The sequence below is a fragment of the Gemmatimonas phototrophica genome (assembly GCF_000695095.2).
GTDB lineage: Bacteria > Gemmatimonadota > Gemmatimonadetes > Gemmatimonadales > Gemmatimonadaceae > Gemmatimonas > Gemmatimonas phototrophica.
Map to the genome: position 1 here is coordinate 2,272,441 of NZ_CP011454.1, position 26,141 is coordinate 2,298,581.

At 63.6% G+C, this 26,141-nt stretch carries 24 protein-coding genes and 1 pseudogene; 3 read left to right on the top strand and 22 right to left on the bottom strand.

Going from position 1 to position 26,141, the window contains the following annotated elements; translation table 11 throughout:
- The 5 genes from GEMMAAP_RS09605 to rpsO all read right to left on the bottom strand — a co-directional run bounded on the left by GEMMAAP_RS09605 (position 1) and on the right by rpsO (position 6,248).
- Positions 1–1,038, bottom strand: a complete 1,038-nt coding sequence (locus GEMMAAP_RS09605; protein WP_026850734.1) for a rod shape-determining protein — start codon at positions 1,036–1,038, stop codon at positions 1–3.
- Between the two features lie 272 nt (positions 1,039–1,310).
- The gene (gene ald, locus GEMMAAP_RS09610; protein WP_026850733.1) at positions 1,311–2,423 is read right to left on the bottom strand and encodes an alanine dehydrogenase; all 1,113 of its coding nucleotides are present in this window, start codon (positions 2,421–2,423) and stop codon (positions 1,311–1,313) included.
- A 26-nt stretch (positions 2,424–2,449) separates the two neighbouring features.
- On the bottom strand, positions 2,450–3,793 hold the full coding sequence (locus GEMMAAP_RS09615) for a M16 family metallopeptidase (protein ID WP_053334500.1): 1,344 nt from the start codon (positions 3,791–3,793) through the stop codon (positions 2,450–2,452).
- Entirely contained in the window at positions 3,714–5,906 is a 2,193-nt protein-coding gene (locus tag GEMMAAP_RS09620; RefSeq protein WP_026850732.1) for a polyribonucleotide nucleotidyltransferase, read from the bottom strand. Before GEMMAAP_RS09620 ends, GEMMAAP_RS09615 begins: the two co-directional genes overlap by 80 nt.
- An 81-nt stretch (positions 5,907–5,987) precedes the next feature.
- Positions 5,988–6,248, bottom strand: coding sequence for a 30S ribosomal protein S15 (gene rpsO, locus GEMMAAP_RS09625; RefSeq protein WP_026850731.1), 261 nt, complete (start codon positions 6,246–6,248; stop codon positions 5,988–5,990).
- A gap of 137 nt (positions 6,249–6,385) precedes the next feature.
- Here rpsO and GEMMAAP_RS09630 point away from each other — a divergent pair, with 137 nt between their 5' ends.
- Positions 6,386–7,990 (top strand): serine/threonine-protein kinase, encoded by a 1,605-nt coding sequence (locus GEMMAAP_RS09630; protein ID WP_053334499.1) that lies wholly within the window; start codon positions 6,386–6,388, stop codon positions 7,988–7,990.
- Positions 7,991–8,019: 29 nt separating this feature from the next.
- Here GEMMAAP_RS09630 and GEMMAAP_RS09635 read toward each other — a convergent pair whose 3' ends face one another.
- From GEMMAAP_RS09635 to rplM, 11 genes are all read right to left on the bottom strand, one after another.
- Complete coding sequence (locus GEMMAAP_RS09635; protein WP_145979078.1) at positions 8,020–8,475, bottom strand: hypothetical protein; 456 nt, start codon at positions 8,473–8,475, stop codon at positions 8,020–8,022.
- Positions 8,472–9,659 carry an RIP metalloprotease RseP gene (gene rseP, locus GEMMAAP_RS09640; protein ID WP_026850729.1) on the bottom strand — a complete coding sequence of 396 codons (1,188 nt, stop codon included), beginning with the start codon at positions 9,657–9,659 and terminating at the stop codon, positions 8,472–8,474. Before rseP ends, GEMMAAP_RS09635 begins: the two co-directional genes overlap by 4 nt.
- 5 nt (positions 9,660–9,664) lie before the next feature.
- Entirely contained in the window at positions 9,665–10,849 is a 1,185-nt protein-coding gene (dxr, locus tag GEMMAAP_RS09645) for a 1-deoxy-D-xylulose-5-phosphate reductoisomerase (RefSeq protein WP_053334498.1), read from the bottom strand.
- Complete coding sequence (locus tag GEMMAAP_RS09650; protein ID WP_026850727.1) at positions 10,846–11,709, bottom strand: phosphatidate cytidylyltransferase; 864 nt, start codon at positions 11,707–11,709, stop codon at positions 10,846–10,848. The genes dxr and GEMMAAP_RS09650 overlap by 4 nt, the downstream gene beginning before the upstream one ends.
- A 13-nt stretch (positions 11,710–11,722) precedes the next feature.
- Complete coding sequence (gene uppS / locus GEMMAAP_RS09655; protein ID WP_043581642.1) at positions 11,723–12,472, bottom strand: undecaprenyl pyrophosphate synthase; 750 nt, start codon at positions 12,470–12,472, stop codon at positions 11,723–11,725.
- A 48-nt stretch (positions 12,473–12,520) separates the two neighbouring features.
- The gene (frr, locus tag GEMMAAP_RS09660; RefSeq protein ID WP_026850725.1) at positions 12,521–13,075 is read right to left on the bottom strand and encodes a ribosome recycling factor; all 555 of its coding nucleotides are present in this window, start codon (positions 13,073–13,075) and stop codon (positions 12,521–12,523) included.
- Complete coding sequence (gene pyrH, locus GEMMAAP_RS09665; RefSeq protein ID WP_026850724.1) at positions 13,072–13,806, bottom strand: UMP kinase; 735 nt, start codon at positions 13,804–13,806, stop codon at positions 13,072–13,074. The genes frr and pyrH overlap by 4 nt, the downstream gene beginning before the upstream one ends.
- 5 nt (positions 13,807–13,811) lie before the next feature.
- Positions 13,812–14,693, bottom strand: a complete 882-nt coding sequence (gene tsf, locus GEMMAAP_RS09670; protein ID WP_026850723.1) for a translation elongation factor Ts — start codon at positions 14,691–14,693, stop codon at positions 13,812–13,814.
- Positions 14,694–14,904: 211 nt separating this feature from the next.
- A complete protein-coding gene (rpsB, locus tag GEMMAAP_RS09675) occupies positions 14,905–15,867 on the bottom strand; it encodes a 30S ribosomal protein S2 (RefSeq protein WP_043581641.1) in 963 nt (320 codons plus the stop codon).
- A 156-nt stretch (positions 15,868–16,023) separates the two neighbouring features.
- The gene (gene rpsI, locus GEMMAAP_RS09680) at positions 16,024–16,413 is read right to left on the bottom strand and encodes a 30S ribosomal protein S9 (RefSeq protein ID WP_026850722.1); all 390 of its coding nucleotides are present in this window, start codon (positions 16,411–16,413) and stop codon (positions 16,024–16,026) included.
- Positions 16,413–16,862 (bottom strand): 50S ribosomal protein L13, encoded by a 450-nt coding sequence (gene rplM, locus GEMMAAP_RS09685; RefSeq protein ID WP_026850721.1) that lies wholly within the window; start codon positions 16,860–16,862, stop codon positions 16,413–16,415. Before rplM ends, rpsI begins: the two co-directional genes overlap by 1 nt.
- Positions 16,863–17,271: 409 nt before the next feature.
- Between rplM and mscL the strand changes: the two are divergent.
- A pseudogene (mscL, locus tag GEMMAAP_RS09690) lies at positions 17,272–17,613 on the top strand (large conductance mechanosensitive channel protein MscL); the annotation flags it as partial.
- 69 nt (positions 17,614–17,682) lie between these two features.
- Here the strand turns inward: mscL and GEMMAAP_RS21065 are convergent.
- The 5 genes from GEMMAAP_RS21065 to GEMMAAP_RS09715 all read right to left on the bottom strand — a co-directional run bounded on the left by GEMMAAP_RS21065 (position 17,683) and on the right by GEMMAAP_RS09715 (position 23,255).
- Positions 17,683–18,195, bottom strand: coding sequence for an acyl-CoA carboxylase biotin carboxyl carrier protein subunit (locus tag GEMMAAP_RS21065; RefSeq protein ID WP_053334496.1), 513 nt, complete (start codon positions 18,193–18,195; stop codon positions 17,683–17,685).
- On the bottom strand, positions 18,192–19,598 hold the full coding sequence (rlmD, locus tag GEMMAAP_RS09700; RefSeq protein WP_026850720.1) for a 23S rRNA (uracil(1939)-C(5))-methyltransferase RlmD: 1,407 nt from the start codon (positions 19,596–19,598) through the stop codon (positions 18,192–18,194). The genes GEMMAAP_RS21065 and rlmD overlap by 4 nt, the downstream gene beginning before the upstream one ends.
- Positions 19,599–19,626: 28 nt before the next feature.
- Positions 19,627–21,171: an acetyl-CoA carboxylase biotin carboxylase subunit gene (accC, locus tag GEMMAAP_RS09705; protein WP_238588219.1), complete on the bottom strand. Its 1,545-nt coding sequence runs from the start codon at positions 21,169–21,171 to the stop codon at positions 19,627–19,629.
- Positions 21,168–22,706, bottom strand: coding sequence for an acyl-CoA carboxylase subunit beta (locus GEMMAAP_RS09710; protein WP_026850719.1), 1,539 nt, complete (start codon positions 22,704–22,706; stop codon positions 21,168–21,170). Before GEMMAAP_RS09710 ends, accC begins: the two co-directional genes overlap by 4 nt.
- Before the next feature lie 141 nt (positions 22,707–22,847).
- Positions 22,848–23,255 (bottom strand): energy transducer TonB, encoded by a 408-nt coding sequence (locus GEMMAAP_RS09715; protein WP_026850718.1) that lies wholly within the window; start codon positions 23,253–23,255, stop codon positions 22,848–22,850.
- A gap of 301 nt (positions 23,256–23,556) precedes the next feature.
- Here GEMMAAP_RS09715 and GEMMAAP_RS09720 point away from each other — a divergent pair, with 301 nt between their 5' ends.
- Complete coding sequence (locus GEMMAAP_RS09720) at positions 23,557–24,102, top strand: hypothetical protein (RefSeq protein ID WP_026850717.1); 546 nt, start codon at positions 23,557–23,559, stop codon at positions 24,100–24,102.
- Positions 24,103–24,246: 144 nt separating this feature from the next.
- On the opposite strand, the gene GEMMAAP_RS09725 is transcribed toward GEMMAAP_RS09720, so the two are convergent.
- Positions 24,247–26,133 (bottom strand): 30S ribosomal protein S1, encoded by a 1,887-nt coding sequence (locus tag GEMMAAP_RS09725; RefSeq protein ID WP_238588221.1) that lies wholly within the window; start codon positions 26,131–26,133, stop codon positions 24,247–24,249.
- Positions 26,134–26,141 lie beyond the last annotated feature (8 nt).

The window sequence follows — 26,141 nt, forward strand, 5'->3', positions numbered from 1 at the left end:
TCAGGTGGTCAACACCGACCAGTACTTCTCTTCATCATCAAGAATCTTGCCGGTCCCACGCACGACACACGTGAGCGGATCCTCGTCAACATGAATGGGCAGCCCCGTTTCCTGAGAGAGCAGCACATCCAGTCCGCGAATGAGCGCTCCGCCGCCGGTCATCACGATGCCGCGATCCACGATGTCCGAGGCCAACTCCGGCGGGGTGATTTCGAGCGCGCGCCGCACCGCATCCACAATCTGCTGAATGGGTTCCTGCACCGCTTCCCGAATTTCACTGGAGTGCACGCGCACCGTCTTGGGAATGCCAGAGACCAGATCGCGCCCCTTCACTTCCATTTCACGTTCTTCGCCCACCGGATACGCCGAACCGATCTGAATCTTGATCTGCTCCGCCGTGGGCTCACCGATCAGCAGATTGTAGTTCTTGCGCATGAACTGCACGATGCTGATGTCCAGCTCATCGCCACCAGTACGAATGGAGGTATCGCTGACGATGCCAGACAGCGCGATGACGGCGATCTCCGTGGTGCCCCCGCCGATGTCGATCACCATGTTGCCCGTGGGCGACTCCACCGGAAGACCCACGCCGATGGCCGCCGCCATGGGTTCCGTCACCATGAAGACTTCTTTGGCGCCAGCGCCGAGTGCCGAGTCTCGCACGGCGCGCTTTTCCACTTCCGTAATGCCCGACGGCACGCACACGATCACGCGCGGCTTCACCTTGAAGACGTGCTTGTCGATCACCAGCGTCAGGAAATAGCGCAGCATCTTTTCCGTCACATCGAAGTCGGCGATCACGCCGTCCTTCATGGGCCGGACGGCCATGATGCCATCGGGGGTCCGCCCGAGCATGCGCTTGGCCTCGAGGCCAACGCCCTTGATCTTCTTGGTCTCACGGTCGAGCGCGACGACAGAGGGCTCGTTCAGCACGATCCCCTCGCCTTTCACATAGATCAGCGTATTGGCAGTGCCAAGGTCTACGGCGATGGCATTCGCCGGGAAGAACGAGTTCGACTTACTGAAGGGCCAGAACATCCAGAGAGACCGGGGCGGCGCGACACCGGAGGGTGGCGCCTGTGAAAAACGGGCAGCGACGTATACGGTAACGTATTGGCTCACGCCAGAGCGGACAAGCTGTTGGAATATCGTGACCTAGCGCACTGCCGCCGTCAGCGGTCAGGTCCGTGGTGGCCGCAAAGTTCCGCGGTCACACCAAAAAAAGCGGCCGGTCCCATCAGGGACCGGCCGCGTGCCATCAGGGGCAGCTACCAAGGCGATCGTCGGGCACCAGTGGCCCCCCATACCGGTCAGAGGAACGAAGAGGGGTCGGTGAGCTCCATCCCGAACGCTTCCGCCACTCCCGGAAAGGTGACCTTTCCGCCGGACATGTTGAGCCCCTTCAGCAGCGCGCCATTGTCCTTCAGCGCCTTCTTCCATCCCTTGTTCGCCAGCTGCAGCGTATAGGGCAACGTCGCATTGGTGAGCGCCAAGGTGGACGTGCGCGGCACGGCCCCTGGCATGTTGGCGACGCCATAGTGGATGATACCGTCCACGGTGTACGTGGGATTCTCATGTGTGGTCGGCTTGATCGTCTCCACGCAACCACCCTGATCCACCGCCACGTCCACGATTACCGCTCCCGGACGCATCTTGGCCAGATCGGCGCGCCGCACGAGCTTGGGGGCTTTGGCACCCGGAATGAGCACTCCACCAATGACCAGGTCACAGGTGCTGATCTGCTCAAGGATGTTGTGTCGGTTGGAGTGAACAAGCTGCACGTTGGCCGGCATGACGTCGGACAGGTAGCGCAGGCGCTCCAACGACAGGTCGAGCACCACCACCTTGGCACCGAGTCCCGCCGCCATCTTCGCGGCGTTCACGCCCACAATGCCGCCGCCCAGAATTACGACCTTGGCCGGCGCCACGCCCGGCACGCCACCCAGCAGTACGCCACGACCACCATACAGCTTTTCGAGGTACTTGGCCCCTTCCTGCACCGCCATGCGCCCCGCCACCTCAGACATTGGAATCAGCAACGGCAGATCGCGATTCGGGAGTTCGACGGTCTCGTACGCAATGCAGGTGGCTCCGCTGGCCAGGTGCGCCTGGGTCAGCGCTTCATCGGCGGCAAAATGGAAATACGTGAACAGCGTGAGGTCCGGGCGCAGATACTGCCACTCCGGCGCGATGGGCTCCTTGACCTTGAGAAGCAGCTCCGCTTTCCCCCACGCGGAGGCCGCGTCGGGAACGATCTGAGCGCCAACGGCCACGTAGGCCGCATCTTCGAAACCGCTGCCAATGCCGGCCCCGGTTTCGATGAAAACGTCGTGGCCCGATGCCACCAGCGCCTCCGCGCCAGCCGGGACCAAAGCCACACGGTTCTCGTTGGTCTTGATCTCCTTCGGTACACCGATACGCATAGTCGATTCTGGATAGGGGGAGTTCGTCAGCGGACCGCTTTGGGGCCGAGACTGACGAGAATGTGTCGATCCGGATCGAAGAAATCGCGCGCCACGTCGCGCACCTGATCTTCGTCGATGGCATCCACGAGCGCCATCAGCTCGTCAATCGTGCGGAACGGCTCGCCGTACAGCGCGGTCGTTGCCGCCCGATACATGCGCGAGGAGACGCCTTCCATGGACATCACCAACTGCCCACGTAACTGACGCTTTCCCGCCGCCAACTCACTGGCCGTCAAACCATTCAGTGCCACTCCACGCAGAACCTCACGGACCGCGTCGATGGCCTGTTGCGCCGTCTCCGGTGCACTCGCCAGATACACACCGTGCGATCCGGTATCGGCGTACGCGCTGCTGAAGCTGTGCACGCTGTATGCGAGGCCTAGCTCCTCGCGGACCCGCTGAAACAGGCGCGAACTCATACCGCCGCCCAACAACATGTCGATCAACGCAAAGGCATAACGGCGATCATCGCCATGAGCGATGCCCTGCCCGCCAAGCACGATGTGCGTCTGGCCGATGTCCTTGCGCTTGATGTGCTCCGCATGCGGTCCAGCCACTTCCACCGGATCCACCGGGAACGGCGTGACATCACCTTTCGGGATGTCCATCCACCCGGTCTGTCGCAGTGTTTCAAGCAGCTGCTCATGCTCAACACGTCCCGACGCGGCAACCACCAATCGCCCGGGATGATATGCCCGCGCGTGGAGGGCCCGGATGTCCGGGACATCGAGTGTCTTGACCGTGTCGCGGGTTCCGAGAATCGCGAAGCCGTGAGGATGGTCTCCCCACAGCGCACGGTTGTGCACATCGAAAATGATGTCGTCGGGCGTGTCCTCCACCATGCTGATCTCTTCAAGGATCACCTTGCGCTCAAGCGCGAGATCCTCCGATCGCAGCAGCGGATGAAAGATGAGTTCCCCAATGACATGCGCGGCTTCCGCCAGATGCTCGTCGAGCACACGAGCCTGATAGGACGTGTGCTCGCGTTCGGTGTACGCATCGAGCGAGCCCCCGAGGGTTTCGAGGGACAACGCGATTTCCTGGGCACTCCGCGATCGGGTGCCCTTGAACACCATGTGTTCGAGCAAATGGGAGACCCCCATCTGCTCGGGGTGTTCATGCAATGTCGCTGCGCGAACCCAGGCGCCGAAAGCAACCGACCGCGCTCCCGGAACGGCTTCCGAGAGCACGGTCAGTCCATTGGGAAGGTCCGTACGGTGCAGCGTGGGCGCCGGAGCGCCCAGAGGCTTAGCGCCGATCGCGACCACCGCCGTTCCGTCCACCACGTCCACCACGATCGCCGCCACCGCTGCGCTCACCGTCTTCACGACGGGGGCGCTCCGGCTCGTCGGCCATGCCTTCCGGCTTGGGCAGCAACGCCTTCATGCTGAGGCGCAGGCGGCCACGCTCATCGCGGTCAACGAGCTTGACCGTGACACGATCACCCTTCTTGCACACGTCTTCGGGCTTCTCGACACGCTCCCACTTCATCTCGGAGACGTGCAGCAGCGCTTCAGTGCCGGGCATGATCTCGACGAAGGCGCCGAACGCGGTGACCGTCTTCACGGTGCCTTCGTACGTCTCACCGACCACCGCTTCCGCGGTGATGGCCTGCACCATCTGCTTCGCGCGCTCCATGCTCTCGCCGCCGACAGCAGCAATCGTCACGGTACCGTCGTCATCCACGGTGAGCTCGGCACCCGTCTCTTCCTGAATGCCGCGGATGTTCTTGCCCTTCGGACCGATCAGTTCACCAATCTTGTCGACCGGGATCTGCACCGTCACGATGCGTGGCGCGTACTTGGACAGCTCCGTCCGCGGCGTCGCGAGCGACTTGCTCATTTCACCGAGAATGTGGAGACGTCCTTCCTTGGCCTGCGTGAGGGCCTCTTCCATGATCTTGAGGTCGAGCCCTTCGATCTTGATGTCCATCTGGATAGACGTGATGCCTTCCGTCGTGCCCGCGACCTTGAAGTCCATATCGCCGAGATGATCTTCGGTGCCAAGGATGTCGGTGAGGATCGCGTACTTCTTGCCTTCCTTGATCAGACCCATTGCGACGCCGGCGACGGCCGCCTTCATGGGCACGCCGGCATCGAACAGGGCGAGCGAGCCGCCACACACCGACGCCATCGACGACGAGCCGTTCGACTCGAGCACGTCGGAGACGATGCGGATGGTGTACGGGAAGTCGGCGAAGTCGGGGAGCACGCCCTGAATGGCACGCTCGGCGAGATTGCCGTGACCGATTTCGCGGCGGCTGGTGCCACGCATCGGACGCACTTCACCGGTGGAGAACGGCGGGAAGTTGTAGTGCAACATGAACGAGCGCGTGACTTCGCCCGCTTCCTTGATGGAATCGAGACGTTGCGCGTCCTTCGCAGTACCGAGGGTCGCGGCCACGAGCGCCTGCGTCTGACCACGCGTGAAGAGCGACGAGCCATGCGCGCGCGGCAGCACACCGTTGTCGATGCTGATGCCACGCACTTCGTTCGGCTTGCGCCCGTCGACACGCAGATTGGTATCGAGCACCTGCGCACGCAGTTCGTGATATTCGACGTCGCCGAGGATGGTGTGAATGTCCTTGGCGTTGTCGGGGAACTCTGCCAGCAGGCCTTCGGCGAGTTCCTTCTTGGTGCGCTCCACGGCCTCGACGCGCGTGTGCTTGTCCTTCTGATTGAGCGCTTCACGCACTCGACCCGATGCAAGCTCCTTCACGCGCACCACGATGCCTTCCGGCGTCTCGGCCTTCGTCCACGACATTTTCGGCTGCTGTACCTTGGCGAGCAGTTCCTCCTGCGCCGCAATAAGCTCACGAATGCCGTCGTGCGACAGGCGCAGCGACTCGAGCACGTCCTCTTCAGACACTTCGAGCGCGCCACCTTCCACCATCACGATGGAATCCTTCGAACCGGCGACCACGAGCTCCAGGTCGGAGAACGCGAGCTGCTGGAACGTGGGGTTGAGCACCCAGTGTCCCTGCACGCGACCGACACGCACGCCGGCGATGGGGCCGAGGAACGGAATCTTCGACGCGTTCAGCGCGAAGGAAGCCGCGACGAGCGCGAGTACATCGGCGTCATTCTCCTGGTCGGCCGAGATGACGTAGATGAAGACCTGCACTTCGTTCTGGAAGCCTTCCGGGAACAATGGCCGGATGGAGCGGTCGATGATGCGCGCCGCAAGGATCTCGTGATCATGCGGACGCCCTTCGCGCTTGATGAACCCACCCGGAATCTTGCCGGCGGCGTAGGTCTTTTCCTTGTACTCGACCGTCAGCGGGAAGAACGGGAGCGGGCTCTTGTTCTCGCTGACCGTCACGGCGGCGAGCACCATGGTCTCGCCGAACTGCACTACTGCGGAACCCGCTGCCTGCTTCGCCATACGTCCGGTTTCGATAACCAGAGGGCGACCGGCGAACGTCCGCTCGATTCGATGCATCATCTGCTTTGTAGCCTCATGAGAACGCAAATCGCGCGGCAGGCAGTGGTGCCCCCGCGCGACGACGTGACAGAACCGCTTTTAGTAGCGGAGTCCAAGGTCCTGCACGAGCGTGCGATACTGCTGCACGTCCGTACGCTTCAAATAGTCCAGCAGACGGCGGCGCTTGCCAACCATCTTGAGGAGGCCGCGACGACCATGATGGTCCTTCGCATGCGTACGGAAATGACCCGTCAGGTAGTTGATGCGCTCCGTGAGGAGGGCAATCTGTACGCGGGTCGAACCGGTGTCCCCTTCGTGGGCCCGGTACTTGTCGATCGTGGTAGCCTTGTCGAACGCCATCGTCGTTGTATTCTCAGCCGTTATCCGAGCTGTCGTCGCGCAAGTTGGTGCGTGACATTCACCGCGGGTTTAGAGCGCGCAATTGCAGGAAGCACGGTAGCTTACTCGACTTAGCCCCCCCTGTAAAGGACCAAGACGTGCCCGACCGCTATCTGGGGCGAACAATCGGGAAGTACCGGGTGACCCGTCATTTGGGGACGGGCGCCTTTTCGTGGGTCTATGAGGCGGTGGATCTCGATCTGGAGATCCCGGTCGCCCTCAAGATTCTCCGTCCCGAATACGCCGGCCAAGACCTCGCTGAAGCCCGATTCCGACGGGAGGCCGCCACGGCGGCGCGCTTGCGGCACCCGAACATCGTGACGGTGCGCGACGTGGGACAGGTGGACGGGGCGGCCTTTGTGGCTATGGACCTGTACCCGCTGACGCTCGGGCGGCGGCTGAATCTGGTGGGACGGTTGCCTGAGGCCGATGTCGTCCGGCTCGGCATCGGGATCGCCGCGGCCCTGTCGGTCGCCCACGCCAGCCAGGTCGTTCATCGCGACATCAAGCCGGACAATATCCTGCTGGACCAGGATGGCGATGCCGTCGTGGCCGATTTCGGGCTCGCCCGCGCCCTCGCGGTCGGGACGTCGCTGGGAGACACCAATCAGGTGCAGGGGACCCCGCACTACTTCAGTCCGGAACAGGCCCGCGGGAAAGAGCTCGATGGGCGCAGTGACTTGTACTCTCTCGGGGTGACGCTCTACCGGGCCGCCACCGGTGCCCTGCCCTTTGATGGCGATGACTGGTACGCCGTCGCGCGGGATCACATTGAGACGCCCCCCCCGGACCCTCGCTCCTTGGTACCGGAGCTGACGCCCGAGTTTGGAGCACTGCTACTTCGGCTGATGGCCAAGGAGCCCGGCGCGCGGTTTACCAATGCCCTTCAGGTGGTCGATGCCCTCGCCGCCCTGCCTACCGCCCCCGACCGCAGTACCGGGCTTCCCCGCCTGGGCTCCAACACGGTGGATGCCTTCCGAGCGCCACTCCCGTCCGTCTCTCGGTTCTGGCCGGTGCTCGCCCTGCTGTCTGTGGGCGCGGTCATTGGCTGGATGGCGTGGGATCGGCCGCTGCAAGTCAATGCGGGGGGCGTCGCCACCGACACCCTTCGACTCCGCTCGGACAGTGCGGTCGCGGTGGCCGCGGGCGGCGATTCCGCCATGGCGGCGCCTCTCGTGCTCGATAGCCTGCCCGCGAAACGCGACACCCCACCAGGGAGGCGCGCCCGCACGCCCCTCCCGCGCACCGTGACCCTTGAGCTGTCAACCACCGATTCGGCCCTCCTGTACATCGACAATCGCCTAATGGGTACCGGCCGGTTCAGCGGCGAGGTGCCGGTGACGGCACGCCTGGCGGTCAAGGCGGTGGTTCCCGACGCTCCCACGACCTGTCGGACGGCGCTCCGGGATACCGTGCTGACTCAGCTCAAGGCGGGTCAGGTCGTCACGCTGGAGCTGCCAGTCCGGGGATGCGCGGTGGTGCGGTTCCGGGTCGAACCCCGTGATGCCCGCGTCACTTTTGTGCCGGTGGACGGCGGCCGCAGCTACGAAACGCGAGCCGACAGTACGGAATCCTATTCCCTGCCCACCGGCCGCTATGTCATGCGCATCGCCGCCCCCTACTGCATTCAGTTCGCCGATACCGTCGTGGTGACCAGGGGCGGATTCCCAACCGTCGTCCCCAGAAAGCTCGTCTGCAGCTGATTCACCACCCGGCCGCGCTCCGCTCCCGCCTACCGCACGACCGCCACGCTGCCAGCGCCCACTGTCACCCCCAACAATGTCCCCGCCCAGAAAACCCGCGACTGCCACCAGGGGCGATCAGGCCGGACGACCAGCAGAAAGTGGTCCGTTTTCACCCGGGACACCTGCCCGGTAACGAGGGCGGTTGCAGTCGCACTATCGCGGGCAATGACTCTGAGCCGCGCTACCAGGCCGTCGCGCTGCAGGGGATCGACCACATAACTCGAAAGCCCCGGGCGCACCCAACGGGCTTCCTGCACCCGGAAGGTGGCGGTCGAATCGGTGACACTGTCAATCTCGAACCGGGCGGCATCTCGCGGAATGCGCGGCAGCATTGAGGCTGCCGGTGTGCCCGTGAATGGGACGCGATTCCACGTTGGAAGCCGAAGCCGGTGGCACCCGGCCAACAAGACCGCCGCGCACAGCACGACGATCAGCTGTTTCACCGCGTAAAGACCGAGCGAAGGTCGTTGAACGTCACCAGAAGGATGAGAGCCAGCACCGACAGCACGCCCACTCTGGCGAACGCTTCCCGGGTGCGCATGCTGAACGATCCGCCCTTCAGACGCTCGGCGAGCACCAGCAGAATCTGACCGCCATCGAGTACAGGAATGGGGACCAGATTCAGAATGGCAATATTGAGGCTGAGAAACGCGATGAGTGACCAGAGTGTCTCAGCGCCGTTCTTCGCGGCCTGCACGGAGGTACGGGCAATCTGAATGGGGCCGCCGAGATTCTTCGCCGACACTTCACCGGAGACGAGCCCACCCAACACGGTGACCACGTTTCGTGCCATCCCCCACGTGGCGCGGGTTCCGTTGGACACGGCCTGCGCCATGGACACCGGCTCGCGCACCACCGAGTCGCGCACCATGATGCCCACGCGACCCACCTTCTTCGCGGCCCCGGTGACCGGGTCCTGGGCATCAGCCACCTGCGGCGTGATCACGCGCTGCAGACGCTCGGCGCCACGCTGGACATCGATGGTTACCGTGCCCGACGTGACGGGCGAAACGCGCACCAGGACTTCATCCCAGCCCCGTACCGCTTCCCCGTTGATTGCCACAATCCGATCGCCGGCAGCCAGCCCCGCCGCCGCAGCGGGTGCACCCGCCACCACGGAATCGATGACGGCCGGCAAATACGGGTTACCGTACTTGTAGTAAATCCCGCTTGTCACCGTCATGGTGAGCAGAATGTTCATGATCACCCCCGCCGCGAGAATGAACACGCGAGCCGAGGTGGACTTGCTTTCCACCCAGCGATCGGCGGGAACCGCTTTCGGCCCGAAGGGGGCCATCCCCTGCGGATCCCACAATGAGCCCGGCACGTTGGAGGGCTTTTCGGGGGCATCCTGCAGCGACCCGCGGTCGGCGTCTCCGCCCTCGATACCGGCCAATGCATCATCATCGCGCGAGGCCATACGGACATAGCCCCCCAACGGAATGAGCGACACCCGATAGTCAGTTTCGCCGCGCTTCCATCCCAAAATGCGACGCCCCCACCCGAGCGAGAACACCGGGGCGTACACCCCACACAACTTGGCCGCTACAAAATGCCCGAGCTCGTGCACAAACACGACGAGCCCGAACACCAACAACGGCGCGATATACACGGTCAACGACGACATACGATTCAGGACTCCCTGGCAATACGAGACTGCACATGCTGCCGTGCCGCCGCATCAGCGGCAAGCAACGCCTCCAGCGAATCACCGGGCAGACGACCCAACTCCTGCAGGGCCGCATCCACCCGCTCGGCGATGCCACTGAAGTGCAGTGCGCCCTCCAGAAACTGTGCGACGGCGACTTCGTTCGCCGCATTGAAGACGGCCGGCGCGGCACCACCGGCACGCCCCGCAGCGATACCCAATCCCAGCATGGGAAAGGCATCATGGCGGACATGCTCAAAGGTCAGGCCGCCAAGCGCCACCGGATCAAATGGTGGTACGCCACTGTCGGGCACGCGTTCCGGCCAGGTCAGCGCATACAGAATGGGCAATTCCATGCTTGGCACCCCCATCTGGGCCAGGACACTGCCGTCCACAAACTCCACGAACGAGTGGATGATGCTCTGCGGATGGACAACCACATCGATGCGATCATACGGCACGCCGAACAGGTGATGCGCCTCGATCACCTCCAGCGCCTTGTTCGCCAGTGTCGCACTGTCGATGGTGATCTTGCTCCCCATTTGCCACGTCGGATGCTTGAGCGCATCCGCCCGGGTTGCCCCAGCAATGCGCTCCGCCGGCCACGTGCGAAAGGGCCCACCGGAGGCGGTGAGGATCAGCCGTTTGACCTCATGCGGCTGGCGTCCCGCCAGACACTGCAGGATGGCGGAATGCTCGCTGTCCACCGGCACCAGCTCACCGCCATGCTCACGGGCCATTCGGGTGACAATGTCACCGGCCACCACCAGTGTCTCCTTGTTGGCGAGCGCCACCCGCTTCCCGTGGCGCAACGCCGCAAGCGTCGCGGGCAGCCCTGCCGCGCCCACGACGGCATTGATGACCACCTGGGCATCGGGGTGGGTGGCTGCTTCAACAAGGCACGACGGGCCGCGGCCCCAACCCCCAGGCGCCTCCGGGCAGTCCTGCACCAGTCCGACGTAGGCGGGCGAAAAACGGGCCACCTGCTCCGCCAATGCGGCCAGATTGCCGTTGGCCGTCATGGCGACCGGCACAAAGCGCTCCTGCTGGCGCTCCAGGACACGCAACGCACTGGTGCCAATGGATCCCGTGGCCCCCAGCAACGCGACGCCTACGGGGCGCTGGGCGGCCGTGGTGGCAGCCTCCGAACGGCTGGCGTAAGCGCTCATCGTGCGCCCGGTGCGGGAATGAGCAAGAGATCATACAGGGCGTACGCCGCCGGCAGCACGAAAAACAGTGAATCAAGACGGTCGAGCACGCCCCCGTGCCCGGGAAACAACGTCCCGCTGTCTTTCACACCGGCCTCACGCTTGAGCAGCGACTCCGCCAGATCCCCGATCTGCGCGACGATACTGATGGCCACGCCAAAGATCACCAGCCCCCACGGGGTAAATGCCAACTGGGCCTTCGGAATCAGCAGCCCATACACAAAAGCGTACGTCACGCCCACGGTCACGACCAGCGCCCCAACGGCCCCGGCAACGGTCTTTCCCGGGCTCACCGATGGAATGAGCTTGCGACCACCAATCAGGTGTCCACTAAAATACGCCCCGGTATCGCTCGCCCAGGTCAACACCACCGGAAAGATCACGGCCAGGGCCCCGGCGGTATCCCCCACCGCGTAGTTGTGGTACCGGAGCACATAGACAAAACTCAGTGTGCCTCCGGTATACAACGCACCAAATACCGTCGTGCTCGCCGCCCCCAGAGGCTTGCCATCCACCCCACGCGTCCAGATGGCCGCACCGAGCACGGCCACGACGCTGAGGACCCAGGCATACACCGGGACCTGTACCACGCCCAGATAATGGGCATGCACCCCGAGCGGAATAAGCGCGGCCAGTACGATCCCAATGACGCTCATGGGCGTGCTGCCACCTTCCCGGGCAATCCGATAGAACTCCCACGCGGCGAGCCCGGACAGGCCTCCAGCCAGCGTGGCAAGTGCAGCATCACCAATCCAGATGACACCGAGAACCAGCGGCGCTCCGATGAGCGCCACAATGGCACGACGACCCAGTTCGTTCACGACGCGGCCGGAATTACGTACTCACCTTGCCGAAGCGCCGGTCGCGACGTTGGAAGTCGCAAATGGCTTCGTACAGTGCCGCCCGATCAAAATCGGGCCACAGGACGCTGGAGATGTAAAGCTCCGCGTAGGCGACCTGCCAGAGCAGGAAGTTTGAGAGACGCTGCTCCCCGGAGGTCCGGATCAGCAGGTCGGGATCAGGGCAACCGGCGGTGAACAGTCGGTTACGGAATTCATGCTCGTCGATGGCGTCGGGAGTGAGCACGCCCCTCTGGACATCATGTGCCAGCAGCCGCGCCGCACGCACCAGCTCCGAGCGTCCGCCATAGGAGATAAACAGGTTGAGTCCCAGTCGCGTTCCGGTGGCGGTCTGCTGACGCACGCGTTCGACCGCCGCGGCAGCGGCTGGACTCAGTCGCTCCAGATCACCGTGCACATGCACGCAGACCCCCTGTGCGGCCAGATCTGAGGCTTCGCGCGCGATGTACTCCTCGAGCAGCGACATGAGGGCCGAGACTTCGTGCGGCGGGCGCTGCCAGTTCTCCTGTGAGAACGCAAAGAGCGAGAGCCACTCCACCCCGGCTTCCAGACAGCCCTCCACCACCGCGCGTACCGCCTTCATTCCGGAACGATGGCCAAATGGGCGGGGCATATGACGCTCCCTCGCCCATCGGCCATTACCGTCCATGATAATTGCAATGTGCCGCGGCACCGCCCCGTGCACGCGAATGCGGGCCAACAGATCCGACTCAGTGTCAGTCATGATGGACGGGGGCGGTGATTGTTACAGCGCACGTGAGTCCGCAGGGACTCACACTTCCATGATTTCGGCTTCCTTCGCCTTCAGCAGCACTTCGAGCTTCGCGATCTCGTCGTCGTGCACCTTCTGGAGATCCTTCTCCGCATGCTTCTTGTCGTCTTCCGACACGCCATCGACCTTCTTGATCTTGTCGCGCGCATCTGTCCGGGCATGACGAATGGCGATCTTGCCATCTTCCGCCTGCTTGTGCAGCACCTTCGCGAGTTCCTTGCGACGCTGTTCCGTCATGCTGGGCAGCGGCACGCGAATCACGCCGTTCTGGTGGGCCGGATCCAATCCGAGATCCGATTCGCGAATGGCCTTCTCAATGGCCTTGGCTTGCCCCTTGTCGAAGGGGGTGACCAGGAGAATCCGCGGCTCGGGGGCGGAGACCGACGCCACCTGATTGAGTGGCACCAGCGCACCGTACGCCTCGACCCGGATGGTGTCGAGCATGTTCGGCGACGCCTTCCCGGTACGGACACCGGAAAACTCACGCTTCGTGTTGTCGAGGGCCTTTTCCATGCCGGCCTTCGCATCCTTCAGGATCTGCGCAATTGTGCTCATGAAACCAGTGTCCCTACGCGTTCGCCCCGGATGGCGCGTTCGATGGCGCCAGGGCGGTGGAGGTTGAGTACCACGATCGGCAGCTGATTCTCCTTGCAGAGCGTAATGGCCGTTTGGTCCATGACGCGCAGTTCCTCAAGCATGACATCGCGGTAGCTGATCGTTTCGTACATGATGGCGTTCGGATCCTTCTTCGGATCAGCCGAATACACGCCGTCCACGCTGGTGGCCTTGATGATGACGTCCGCCTTCATCTGGATGGCCCGCAGCACCGCCGCCGTGTCCGTGGAAAAATACGGATTCCCGGTTCCGGCGGCAAAGATCACGGTACGCCCCTTCTCAAAATGACGCAGCGCCCGCCGGCGAATGTACGGCTCCGCGAGTTCTTCCATGCGGATGGCCGTCATGACGCGGGTATCGAGCCCCTTCTTCTCCAGGACGTCCTGCAACGCCATGGCATTGATGACGGTCCCGAGCATGCCCATGTAGTCGGCCCCGACGCGATCCATCCCCATCTGCGACAGCTGGGTTCCGCGCACGATGTTGCCACCACCAATCACCAGGCCGAGCTGCACGCCCATCCTGGCCACTTCGACGATCTGGTCGGCAAAGAACCCGATCCGATCGAAATCAAACCCCACCCCACGCTCTCCGGCGAGCGCTTCGCCGGAGAGCTTGAGCAGAATGCGCTTGAAGCGCAGGTCGGACCCGCTGTTCGCGGCGTCGCTCATGGCTATTACTCGGCGCCGAGCTGCAAACGGGCGAAACGGTCCACCGTAATCTCACCGCCCGCCTTCTTCGCGTGGTCGGCAACCAGCTGCGCGATGGTCAGGCTCGCGTCGCGCACCCAGGGCTGCGGCAACAGCGTCACGTCCTTCAGGAACGCTTCCACCTTGCCCGTGGCGATCTTCGCGATCATCGCGTCGGGCTTGCCCGTCTCGCGGGCCTGCTCTTCGGCAATGCGCTTCTCGCTCTCGATCTTTTCCGCCGGCACCCCGTTGCGATCGACGGCGATCGGTGCCGATGCCGCAACGTGCTCCGCGATGTACTTCACCAACTCGAGCGTGGCTTCGTGAGCCGCCACTTCCGGCGACGACGCCGTGATCTGCACGATGGTGGCGAGCTTGCCGTTGTGGTGCTTGTACATGCCGACCTGGCCGTTGGCGCCGGCATCGAAGCGCACCGAGCGCTTCACGTTCACCGCTTCGCCCGTCCGCGCCGACGCGCCCTTCACGAACTCGGCCACCGATTCGGTGGGGTTCGACGACAGGGGCTCGGCGAGCAACGCCTCAAGATCCGTGGCGCTCGACTGGACGCGGTGCGCGACCAGCGTGGCCACGACCTTGCCGAAATCTTCGTTGCGCGCCACGAAGTCCGTTTCGCAGGCAACCTCGATGAGCGCCGCCGAGGTGCCATTGTTGAACACCTCACCGCCAACGATGCCTTCGCTCGTGGAGCGATCGGCACGCTTCTCGGCCTTGGCGATGCCCTTCTTGCGGAGATACTCAACCGCGGCATCCATGTCGCCGCTGGTCTCCTCGAGGGCCTTCTTGCAATCCATCATGCCAGCGCCCGTGCGCTGGCGGAGTTCCGAGACGTCCTTGGCCGTGATCGCCATCGTCAGTTCCTGTCTATCGCTGAAGTGAGCGGAGTAATACGTCAGAGGGTCCTGCCTGATGCCGTGATTCTCTGGGTGAGAACACCCAAAGGAGCCACGGTCCTGCTACAACAACGCCGCCGGGAATGTGCCGGCGGCGTCGCGGTCCTGCATCCAGTGAGTCGGCGCCCCGAAAGGCACCGTGTCCGGATTCCGAGCGTGCAGCCGGTGCTTACTCGGCAGATTCAGCGCTACCCGCGTCATCACCAGCCGGGGCGTCGCCCGCCGGGCTCTCCCCAACCTTGAGGCGCGCCGCGATGGCTTCCGGCTTGGCCCGACGGCGGCGCGGACGACGATCGTTGCCGCCACTACCGCCGCGGTTGTCACCGCCACGGTCGCCGCCACCACGATTGTCACCGCCACGGCCACGGTCACCACGATCCGCGCGCTCAGCGCCGCGGTCGCTGGAGAACGTGTACGCTTCCTGCTCGTCGTCGCTTGGACGAGCGGGCGCCTCGCGGCGCGCCTCGTCGATGGTATCAGCGATGACCTTCGCGATCAGCTCCACCGACCGGATGGCATCGTCGTTACCGGCGATCGGCACCGTGATGAGATCGGGATCGGCGTTCGTGTCCACGATGGCAACGATCGGCACGCCGAGCTTGTTGGCTTCGGAAACGGCGATGCGTTCCTTCTTGGAGTCGATGATGAACAGCAGCCCCGGGAGGCGGTTCATCGTCTTGATGCCGGAGAGGTACTTGGACAGCTTCTCGCGCTGACGCGACATGAGGAGCTGTTCCTTCTTGGTGTAGTTCAGCAGGCTGCCGTCTTCCGTACCGGCCTCAAGTTCCTTGAGCTTCTTGACCTGCTTCTTGACCGTCTGGTAGTTGGTCAGCATGCCGCCGAGCCAACGCTCCGTGACGAACATGCCGCCGCAGCGCGTGGCCTCGTCCTTCACGATCGCGGCCAGCTGGCGCTTGGTGCAGACGAACAGCACGTTCTCGCCGCGCAGGACGACCTCGCGGACGAGCTTCTGCGCCAGTTCGATCTGACGGAGCGTCTTCTGCAGGTCGATGATATGAATGCCGTTGCGCTCGGCGAAAATGAACCGGCGCATCTTGGGGTTCCAACGACGGGTCTGGTGCCCGAAGTGAACGCCCGCGGCGAGCAACTGCTCGAGTGACGGACTAGCCATGGTGAATTGCCCTGAGGGTTTTTTGTAGAATCGTCCGCGGTCGTCACCGTCCGTGGCGACTGCGCCCCCTAAGGGCACAGCACCCGCCACCAACTCGGACCGCGTGTGAGATGTACTGGTTGAGTGCCCGGAACCAGCGGCTCCGGGCTTGCTCGATTAACGCTTCGAGAACTGGAAGCGCTTGCGGGCGCCAGCGCGGCCCGGCTTCTTACGCTCGACCTCACGCGCATCGCGCGTGAGCAGGCCGAACTCACGAAGCTTCTTGCGGTTGCTCTCGTCAAGCTTGACGAGAGCACGGGCCACCGCGAGGCGCACGGCGCCCGCCTGACCCGACATGCCGCCACCGTTCAGCGTCGCCTTGACGTCGAACTTGCCGAGCGCGTCGGTGAGCGTGAACGGCTGCTGAATGGCCGACACGAGCGTCGGACGCGGGAAGTAGTCACCCAGCGTACGGCCGTTGACTTCCCACTTGCCCGTACCAGGCGTGAGATAGAGGCGGCATACCGCCTCCTTGCGACGGCCGACGGCCTGAATCTGTTCCGACATTACTTGGCCTCGGCGGTGGAGAAGGAAAGCGTGGCCGGGCTCTGCGCAATGTGCGGATGCTCGGCGCCAGCGAAAACGCGCAGCTTACGGCGCAGCACCTGACGGCCAAGAGCCGTCTTGGGCAGCATGCCATACACGGCCTTTTCGATGACCCGCTCCGGGTGCTTGGCCAGCATCGTGGCGAAGGGCGTGTGCTTCTCGTGGCCCATGTAGCCCGTGTGACTGAAGTAGGTCTTCTGCTCCGCCTTGCGGCCAGTGACCTGCACCTTGGACGCATTGATCACGATGACGAAGTCACCCGTGTCCATGTGCGGGGTGTACATGGGCTTATGCTTGCCGCGGATGATCTTCGCGACTTCCGACGCGAGCCGGCCAAGGACCATTCCTTCCGCGTCGACGATGTACCACCGACGGTCGATATCCTTCGGGGTCGCGCTGTAGGTCTTCATGCTAACGTGATCCGTGCGTGTTGCGGAGAAGCCGTGGACCGTGGGCACTCCGCCCGCGGATCGGCCCCCGGCAAAGGGTTACCGTGTAGACCCGCCGGCACTCGCTGGCGGGGGTGCGTCTGTCCAGACGCATACAGACACGTGTCCCGGGAAAACGGGACAGACTCGTAGCTTACACAGCTCTGAAGTGCCTGTCAATGTGGAGCTTGTGTCCGGTTTCCTCACTTGACCGTCATTTTTCCGTCGAAATTCCAAAACTACGAATGCCTTCCCGTCTCCGCGGCCCGACAATCCATCAACACTGGCCCCTTGCCAGCGCGTGTACGGCGGTTCATGCTGCCCCTTCGCAATACCCGGTTCGCGGGGACAGGACGCCCCGCCTCACCCCTCATGGAGTAGCTGCATGTCGATGATGTCGGAGTTCAAGGAATTTGCCATGAAGGGCAGCGTGATGGACCTCGCCATTGGCGTGGTCATCGGCGGTGCTTTTCAAAAGATTGTCGACAGCATGGTCGGCGACATCATCATGCCGGTGGTGGGATTGCTCACCGGCGGTATCGACTTCACCAACCGCTTCCTGACGGTCGGTGGTGGAACCTTTGCCACCCTCGAAGAGGCCAAGAAAGCGGGTGCACCAACCGTGGCCTACGGCCTGTTTCTCAACCAGGTGCTGACGTTTCTCATCGTTGCCTTTACCCTCTTCCTGGTCATCAAGGGAGTCAATCGCATGCGTCGGAACGAACCGGCGAAGGGCTGACCGCGCCCCGCGGGGGTGCGAGCGACAACCTGGTCGCCCGCACCAGCCCCCTGGCCCGGCGGATTATTCCGGAAGAGGCCCCAGTTCCACCAGGAGGGCTCCCTTGTCCACCGCCTGCCCCGCCGTCACCCGCACGGCGATGACCACGCCGGGGGCCGCGGTGCGGAGTTCATTCTCCATCTTCATGGCCTCGATCATGACGAGGCCCTGCCCAGCGGTGACCATGTCGCCAACCGCTACGGCAATCCGGACCACCAGCCCCGGCATTGGTGCCACCAACGGAGCCGGCCCACTGGATGCGGTGGCGGCGGCCGTCAGGTCCTTGATGGCCCGCATGCGCTCGTCCAGCGCCTCGGCATCCACTCGGGTGCCGTCGACATCCAACTGCCAGTGCCCGCGCCCCTGACCACGCCGGGCCACCACACGATGCACCTGTTCCCCGATGCGCACGAGTCGCACCGGCGTTCCCGGAACCGGTGACAGCAATACCTCATGGCGCGTGCCGTCAACGGTTGCGTGGGCACCCTCCAATTCCACGGTGATACGCTCGCCGTTCACATCCACGAGATACTTCATCGGGGCCCCCGCTGCAGCACGCACACCGTCTCCACGTGCGCGGTCTGCGGAAACATGTCAAAGCACTGAACGGCCGCGACTTGCCACGACGGAAGGCGCGACAGATCCCGAGCCAACGTGGCAGGATCACAACTGATATAGACCACACCGCGAAGCCCGTGCTGGGCATCTGCCTCCAACCAGGTCGTCACGTCGGCGTGCACGCCGCGGCGCGGCGGATTCAGCACCACCGTGTCGGGGCGTTCACCCGAACCCAGCGATGGCAACGCACGCTCCACCAGGTCGCAGAGGACCCGGCTGGACGCTGACGGCCCGGAGGCGGCCACCTGCACCTTCTCTACCGCCGACGCCGCACCGGCGGGATCCGCTTCAATGGCCAACACCGAAATCCCCGCCGTTGCCAATCGTGCGGCCAGCGCCCCCGAGCCGGCGTACGCATCCACAACCCGTGTCGGCGCGAAGGTCCCCACGGCGTCGAACACATAATCGCGCAGAGCCGTGGCCACGACCGGATTGACCTGAGCGAATGCCAGCGCCTCACGCGCCTGCGGCGCGTACTCGGCCGGCGCGGCGTCGTTCTTCGTGTCACGAACGGCGGTGGTCGGTGCCGTTGGGGTATACCACACGCCGCTGATGCGCGGGTCGGCGGCGCGTGCCGCCACCGTCCACGACTCCTGATCCGGCCAGTGGGTCCCGCCCTCAACGACGAGGGCAACCGTCAACGCCGCCGTGGCCTCCGCGCCCTCTGGGCTTTCGTCCAACCGCAGACCCAACCGGAGCGTCTCACCTACCGGCAAGGCAGGACTGCCTTTCCGAATGAGGGGGCGCAGCGTCTGCCAGACGGACACCAACGCCGGATGGGCAATGTGACAGGTCTCAAGCGCGAACACGCGCGCCGGATCATCGTGCGGATGCAGACCACCAACCCAGCCGGCACTCCGTCGCAACAGCGTGAGCGTGAGTCTGCTGCGATACCCCCATGCCACATCCGACACCAACGCCGGCAACGGAATGTCCCGTTTGCCAATGCGCGCCACGGTGTCCTGTACGATATGGCGCCGGGCCTCGGTTTGTGCGTCGGCGTTCAGATGCTGCAGCTGGCAACCGCCACAGCGATCCTGCGTGTAGTGGACACATATCGGCTCTACCCGTGCGGCCGATGGTGTGAGTACCTGCAGCACCCGTCCACGCGCGTGCCGAGCATGCGTGACGTATGCCACCTGCACCACATCCCCCGGCGCCGTCCGCGGCACAAATACCGCCAGACCATCGAGGCGGCCGACCCCATCGCCACCGGCCGCAATGCGATCAATGGTGAGGGTAGCAACCGACTCGGGAAGGCGCGACGAACGCGAACGATCCGCGTTACGGCCGCGGCCGCGAGACAAGGAACGACGGGTCACCGGCTCACCTGGCAAAAGAGAGGATGCATCACGAACGAAGTCCTTCGCGGCGTGCCACCGCCGCCCACCCAGCCAGCGGAGCGGTCACCGCCGTCGCATCTGCGCCCGCAACGGCGGTCCCTGATGACACCCGCCCCGCCGTGCGCTCCTCATGCGCGACCAGCGCGGCGGCGATGGCGGCCAACCGGAGCGTGTCGCGATCGGTGCTGGGCGCCGTCAATGAGGCCAATCGCTGCTCCAGCCACTGAATGCTAATGTCCCCGGACTGAAACTCGGGGTCATCCATGACCCGGAGATGAAACCCGCGCGACGTTTCTACGCCGTCGATCGTGAGTTCATGCAAGGCACGGCGCATTCGGGCAATGGCCAGGGGGCGCGTCGGCGCATGCACAATCAGCTTTGCCAACATGGGATCGTAGTGCAGTCCCACTTCACTGCCCGCCTCGATGCCACCGTCCCACCGAACACCGGGCCCGCTGGGAAGATGCAGATAATCGATACGACCGGTACTCGGAAGAAATCCGTTGGCAGGATCTTCGCTGGTGATGCGGCACTCCATCGCCCACCCGCGCGGCGTGAATTCGCGCTGCGCAAACGGCAGCACCTCGCCGGCGGCAATACGAATCTGCCACTGCACCAGATCCAGCCCCATCACCAGCTCCGTCACCGGATGCTCCACCTGAATCCGGGTGTTCATCTCGAGGAAGTAGTACTGACCATCCCGGTCGAGCAGAAACTCACAGGTCCCGGCATTCACGTAGCCCGCCGCTCTCGCGGCGGCCACCGCCGTCGCCCCCATCCGTGCCCGCAATTCGGGTGACACGGCAACGCTGGGCGCTTCTTCAATCATCTTCTGGTGCCGGCGCTGCACAGAGCATTCCCGCTCGCCGAGATGCACGACGTTGCCGTGACTATCGGCGAGCACCTGGATCTCCACGTGCCGCGGCCCTTCGATGTACTTCTCCACGTACACCGCGTCGTCACCAAAGGCGTTCAGCGACTCGCGTCGGGCCGATGCCAACGCGTCGGCCAGATCATCCCGATGGCGTACAATGCGCATGCCTTTGCCGCCACCGCCAGCGGCGGCCTTGAGCAGGACCGGGAAGCCGTAGGCTTCGGCAATCGCGATGGCTTCGTCGGCGTCCCGAACCCCTTCCGCATTGCCAGGCACCACGGGCACGCCAGCGGCGATCGCCAATTGCCGGGCGGCCGTCTTGGAGCCCATCGCTTCGATCGCCTCGGCCGGCGGACCAATGAACACCAATCCCGCCTCACGGACGGCGCGCGCAAACCACGCACGTTCCGAGAGAAACCCGTACCCGGGGTGAATGGCCTCTGCTCCCATGCGCTTGGCAACGTCGATGAGCGTGTGGCCCAGCAGATAGCTCTGACTGGAGGGAGCCGGCCCGACCAACACGGCCTCATCGGCTTCGCGCACATGAGGGGCACTGGCATCGGCCTCGGAGTACACCGCAACCGTCTTGACGCCGAGCTCCTGGCAGGCGCGAATCACGCGAAGCGCGATCTCACCGCGATTGGCCACCAATACCTTGCTGAACATGGCGGCGCTCACAGCGGAAGGTTGCCGTGCTTCTTGGGCGGGTTGCGATCCCGCTTGCCCTGCAGCGAATCCAGCGCGTCAATGAGTCGTGGACGAGTATCCCGTGGATCAATCACGTCATCCACGTAGCCGCGTGCGGCGGCAATGTAGGGATTGGCGAACTTCTCCGTGTACTCCGCGACGCGCGCATCCAGTGCCGCCTGCTTGTCCGGCGCCTCCGCAATCTCCTTGCGGTACAGAATTTCAACCGCCCCCTTGGGACCCATGACCGCAATCTCGGCGGTCGGCCACGCCACATTGAAATCACCGCGGATGTGTTTGGAGCTCATCACGTCGTACGCACCGCCATATGCCTTGCGGGTGATGACGGTGAGCTTGGGCACGGTGGCTTCGCAGTACGCATACAGCAGTTTGGCCCCATGCTTGATGATGCCGCCATGTTCCTGCGCCAATCCCGGCAGAAAGCCTGGTACATCCTCGAAGGTGACCAGCGGAATGTTGAAGCAGTCGCAGAAGCGGACAAAGCGCGCGGCTTTCATGGAGGCGTTGATGTCGAGCACGCCAGCGAGCACGGCGGGTTGGTTGGCGACAATACCAACACTGTAGCCGCCGAGGTGGGCAAAACCCACGAGGATGTTGGCGGCGTAGTCGGGCTGCACTTCGTACAACAGTCCGTCGTCCACGACGCGCGTGATGACTTCGCGCATGTCGTAGGGTTTGTTCGGATTGTCGGGCACCACGTCGAGCAGCGACTCCTCGCGGCGATCTCGCGGGTCGCGACCGCTGCCGCGCGGCGGATTGTCCACGTTGTTGCCGGGGACATAGCGAAACAACTCGCGAATGTGCTGCAGGCAGGCGAGTTCGGAATCGCAGGCGAAATGCGCCACACCGCTGGTGCCGGCGTGCGCGTCGGCCCCGCCCAATTGCTCCATGGTCACATCTTCGTGCGTCACGGTCTTCACGACATTCGGGCCGGTGACGAACATGTAGCTCGTCCCGCGCACCATGTAGATGAAGTCGGTAATGGCCGGTGAATACACGGCCCCGCCGGCACATGGGCCGAGGATCGCCGAGATCTGCGGAATGACTCCCGACGCCAGCGTATTCTTGAGGAAGATGTCGGCGTATCCGCCGAGCGAAACCACGCCCTCCTGAATGCGCGCGCCACCGGAATCATTCAGACCGATGATCGGGGCTCCATTGCGCATGGCGAGGTCCATGACCTTGCAGATCTTGGCCGCGTGGGCCTCGGAGAGCGAGCCGCCAAACACGGTGAAGTCCTGCGAAAACACGTACACCAGGCGTCCTTCGATGCGCCCGTGCCCGGTCACCACCCCATCGCCATAGACGGGCGCCTCACCCTCAGCGAGGGATCGAGAGGTGACGAAGCGATCGATTTCCACGAAGGAGCCGTCATCGAGCAGCACGTCCAGGCGCTCGCGGGCGGACAGTTTACCCTTGGCGTGTTGCTGGGCAATGCGGGCAGCGCCGCCACCTTGTTCCGAGGCGTCGCGGGCCACAGCGAGGCGCTCAAGCTTTTCACGCATGGCAGAAGACGGGGAGGTCTGGGTCATGCTGCCGGAAGCTAGCGAGCGATCCGGGAAAAACGAGGAGCCGACCCGAACTGGGGCCGGCTCCGGTGCTCTGCCGTAATGAACGCGGGATGAACTCCCGGGACCATCCGGTGCTTACGGCTTGTAAATAATGGGGAGCGTCACTTTTACGCGCACCGGAGAGCCGTTCACTTTGGCCGGATTGAAATCGAGCTTCGTGACCACCTTCTTGGCCGCCTCGCCCAGCGCGGTCTGGGTGGCGTCCACCACCTCGACCGAGCTCGGATCCACCTTCCCCTTGGCGTCCACGACAAACTGCAGTTCGACCATTCCACCCACGCCGCGGCTCTTCAGGTCGGCCGGATACGAATCGGCAATGATACGGGCGGCGACCACCGAGCTGGCGAGCTTGGGCGGGGCCTGCACATCGGAGATGGCGTAGACCTTGTCATCCTGCGCCTGTGCTGTCGAAACGAAGGGGCCAGCCACAAAGGCGGCAGCAATCGCGGGAATGAGGGCAAGACGGAACGAAAGCGTGGACATGAAGGAAGATCCTCAGGGTTCACTGTAATCACGGGGGGATTCCGGACAGTCAACCGACCGCCGGTCATCGTTGACTGAGCCCCGAAGTCGGAACCAGCCGCGACACAGTTTCCTCTATCGGATGGTCTCCGAAGGAGCTGAAGCATTCCTCACGGGAAGCATGTACATTGTCACACTCCCGGCACACGACGCGGATAATTGGACGTCCGGGCGCTGTTTCGGCCGAGCCTGCTGGAACGTCCTTTGCACAGCACGGTCCCATTGAACGTCCCTCAATCATCATTTGCCGCCTCCACCACCTATGTCCGACTTTCTCGATCTGCATGACGACGCCGCCGCGCGGCGCGTGCTGTACTGTGTTGCCGGCCTCCTCGTTACCGTGCCCTTCGTTCAGGCTGGCGCGCAGATCTGGCCGTTGCAGCTCAGCAATATTCAGTGGCGCTTCGGGGCAGCCAACGCGTTGTCCAGCATCCTCCTGTTGCCCTTCCTGGGCCTCTCCTTGCTGATGCTGATGGCCCGCGGCCTGGAGAGCCGTGGCCTGTCCCGGTCCATTGGGGCGGTTTCGGCGATTTTCACTCTCGGACTGCTCGGTTCGCTGGTCGTGTTCGCGCTCGACGCGCTGCAGCTTAAGACCATCGTCAGTACGCAGATGTCCGGCGCCTTCAACAGCACCGCGGTTCGGGTAGGCCTGGTCACCGTCGTGTTTTTTCTGGCCTTCGCCTTTCTCACGCTGATGAGCTTCAAGGCCCCGCGGGGCAACTCGTCGCCCGCTCGTCGTTCCTCCGCAAAGTCCGGGAAGGAAAGCAGCGAGGACGTCGGATTGATCATCGGGGTTCGCGAGGGGTAAGACTGTTGCACTAGCGCAGCGGTCTGATGTCTCGGCGCCTCCACTTTGCGTGGAGGCGCTTTTATGTTGTATCCTCGCAACGGGCTAATAAACAGGGCCCCGACATTGCTGTCGGGGCCCTGTTCCCTTTCCGGACGGTTCGGCTTAGAGGCCGAGTTCGTCTTCCGAGCTATGCACCTTGCTCGGCGTGTCCGGCTTGGGCGGCTGCTCTTCCGGCACCGACGTCACGGCGAGCACGATACGGCGGTGGATGGGATCCACTTCCAGTACCCGCATGACGAGGTTCATCGTTTCCCAGGCGAAGTCCGCCGGGTTGGTGACGGTGCCTTCCGGGTTCAGCTGGCTGACCGGAACGAAGCCTTCAATGTCGTTGCCGAGATCGACGACCACGCCCTTGTCCATGAGACGCACAACCTTGCCCGGGAGCTCAGTGCCGACCGGGTAGGTCTCACCGATGCGAAGCCACGGATCTTCCTCAGCCTGCTTGAGGCCGAGCGAGATGCGCTTGTTTTCGCTATCGATGTTGAGGATGACCACGTCCACGGCATCGCCCTTCTTCACGACTTCCGACGGGTGCTGGACACGCTTGGTCCAGGACATATCGGAGATGTGAATGAGGCCGTCGATCCCCGGCTCGATTTCGACGAAGGCGCCGAACGAGGTCAGGTTGCGAACCTTGCCATTGATACGCGTGCCCACCGGGTACTTGAGCGGCAGGATGACCCACGGATCCTGCTCGGTCTGCTTCATGCCGAGCGAGATCTTCTCTTCGGTCTCGTCGACCTTGAGCACCACCGCCTCGATGGCTTCGCCGATCGACACGATCTTCGAGGGATGACGGACGTTGCGCGTCCAGCTCATCTCGGAGATGTGCACGAGGCCTTCGATGCCCGGCTCGAGCTCGATGAAGGCGCCGTAGTTCGTGATGGACACGACCTTGCCGTTCACGCGCGTACCCACCGGGTACTTGGCCGCCACGTCCTTCCACGGATAGCTCTGGAGCTGCTTGAGGCCGAGCGAGATACGCTCGCGCTCCCAATCGATATCCAGCACCTTGATTTCGAGCTCCATGCCGATCTGGACCATCTCGCTCGGATGCGAGATACGGCCCCACGACATGTCCGTGATGTGCAGCAGGCCGTCGACGCCGCCGAGATCGATGAACGCACCGAAGTCCGTGATGTTCTTGACAACACCCTTCCGCACCTGATCCTTCGACAGCTCCTTCATGAGCTTCTCGCGCTTGCCCGCGCGTTCGGTCTCAAGAATCACGCGGCGCGACACAACGATGTTGCGGCGACGCTTGTTGAGCTTGATGATCTTGAACTCGTACTTCTGGCCCAGGAGCTCATCGATGTTCGGCACGCGACGGAGCGCGATCTGCGAACCCGGGAGGAACGCGTCGACGCCCATGAGGTCGACGACCACGCCACCCTTGATCTTCTTGACCAGCGTCCCTTCGACCGGCATGTCGCTTTCGTAGGCCACGCGAATGCGTTCCCACACGCGCATGAAGTCGGCCTTCTTCTTGGACAGGACGACCGAGCCTTCCTGGTCCTCGAGGTGCTCGAGCAGCACTTCGACTTCGTCGCCCGCCTTGAGCTCGGGCATGTCCTTGAACTCTTCGAGCGGAATCGTGCCTTCGGACTTGAATCCGATATCCAGCACGACGAGGTTCTCGCGAATTTCAAGAACGGTCGCCTTGACGATCTCGCCTTCTTCGATCGACGCCAGCGTGCCGTTGTACAGCTCCAACATCCGCTCGTACTCGTCGGACGTGAACTCGTCCTCTTCGTAGAGCTCGGGGCGGCGGTTCGCCAAGGGGCGGAGCTGGCTCTTCTGCAGATCGCGCTTCTCGCGCGCCGTCAGCTTGCCATAGAGGGGCGCGTCATCTTCGGCGCCTTCGACTTCGGTGTTGAGCTCGGGGCTCAGTTCAGTGCTCATATGGTGCGGTTTCTCCAGATTCGCGGAACTACACTCGCCGCGCCGAGAAAAGGGGTAAATGACGGAAAGGCTGGAACCCCGAAACATAGAACGGC